This is a genomic window from Mesorhizobium tamadayense (genome assembly GCF_003863365.1).
GTDB classification, from domain to species: Bacteria; Pseudomonadota; Alphaproteobacteria; order Rhizobiales; family Rhizobiaceae; genus Mesorhizobium; species Mesorhizobium tamadayense.
Map to the genome: position 1 here is coordinate 1 of NZ_RQXT01000140.1, position 1,786 is coordinate 1,786.

Below are 1,786 nucleotides of genomic sequence, written 5' to 3' on the forward strand. Positions count from 1 at the left end.
AGGAGCTGGCGTTCCATCTTGAGGACTCTGCCTCGTTTCGCGCCTTTGCCCGCCTACCATTGTCATGGAGCCCCCAGAAGTCGGCGCTGCAAAAGACGATCAGCGCGATCCGGCCCGAGACCTGGGAAGAGATCAATCGGGTACTGCTGTCGAGCGCTCGACAGGCAAAGCTCGAAGACGGCGCGGTGGTGCGGCTGGACAGCACCGTGACCTCGGCACTCATGCACGAGCCGAGTGACAGCAGCCTGCTTTGGGATGCCGTGCGGGTCATGGTGCGCCTTCTGAAGCGAGCTGATGTCTTGATTGGCGGCACCAGCATGGCATGGCGCGATCACTGCCGCGCAGCCAAGAAGCGGGCTCGCAAAATCCAGTTCACGCGCGGTCGACCCAACCGGGTCCAACTCTACCGCGAGCTGATCGCAATCACCCGTGCGACCTTGGCCTATCTGGAGCAGGCGAGCGAGCGTTTGGCCGTGGCGAGCACACCGTCCATAGCCCTGTGGCAGGTCCAGGTTCGCCATTATCGGCCGCTGGTCGAACGGATCATCAGACAGAGTGAGCGGCGGGTGTTGGCCGGCGAGCCGGTGCCCGCCGACGAGAAGTTGGTCAGCCTGTTCGAAGAGCATGCCGATATCATCGTCAAAGGCAGCCGCGATACCGAATACGGCCACAAGCTCAACCTCACCACCGGCAGGAGCGGCATGATCCTCGATCTGATGATCGAAGCAGGCAACCCAGCCGACAGCGACCGCTTGCTGCCGATGCTTTTGCGCCACATCGCCCTCTATGGTCAGGCACCACGGCAGGCGGCCGCCGACGGTGGCTTCGCCACTCGCGCCAACCTGGCCACGGCGAAAGCGTGGGGTGTTTGCGACATGGCCTTCCACAAGAAAGCTGGCCTGAGGATCGAGGACATGGTCAGAAGCAAGTGGGTCTATCGCAAGCTGCGCAACTTCCGCGCCGGCATCGAGGCCGGCATTTCATGCCTCAAGCGTGCTTACGGTTTGGCGCGTTGCACTTGGCGCGGCCTCGATCACTTCAAGACCTACGTCTGGTCCTCGGTCGTGGCCTACAACCTCGTCATCTTCACCCGCCTCAAGCCGACCTGAACTGCCCCCGGGATCGCAGTTGCCCCGCGCCGACCCATACCGGCCGCCACCGCATGCGCCGGTGACACTATTTTGGCGACAACAGCACTCTTCGACCCGTCCGCGCCCGTCAAGGCGCCTTCAATCGCGCGCAACTCATTGTAAATGCACCGAAATACGCATGTTTATGGACGGAAACTAGACTAGTCTTACCGTGTCAGAAAGTCGCGGATGCGGGGATTCGCGCTGGTTGCGGATTTTGTTAGCGTGCGGCTTCGTGATCAGGGAAGCGCGCCATGCGTAACTGGACCGCGGAGAGTGAAGCGGCGTTCGACGCCTATGTCGATGCCTTGATCGGGGATTGGCCACGCCGACGGAGCTGAGCCTCTGAAGGATTACTACTTCTGATGCCGCTGGAGCGCAAGAGCGTGGAACCGTTGGCGGCCATCACGGCGCCGTCGCGGGTGGTGGCCAAGCATCAGTCTTTGCTGCATTTCGTGGGACAGGCGCCGTGGTCGGACGCGGCCTTGCTGGCGCGGGTTCGCGACTGGGTCCTTCCACGGATCGAGCAGCATGGACCGATCCGGGCGTGGATCGTCGACGACACGGGCTTTCCCAAGAAGGGCAAGCACTCGGTGGGCGTAGCGCGCCAGTATTGCGGCCAGTTGGGCAAGCAGGACAACTGTCAGATTGCGGTT

General features: G+C 62.4%; 1 protein-coding gene and 1 pseudogene. Both read left to right on the forward strand.

Annotation, left to right across the window (positions count from 1 at the left end; genetic code table 11):
• Window positions 1–1,109 (forward strand): ISNCY family transposase (locus EH240_RS36800; RefSeq protein WP_125007220.1); only part of this gene is annotated, 1,109 nt, incomplete at its 5' end.
• Window positions 1,110–1,384: 275 nt separating this feature from the next.
• Window positions 1,385–1,786 (forward strand): annotated as a pseudogene (locus EH240_RS36805) (transposase); the annotation flags it as partial.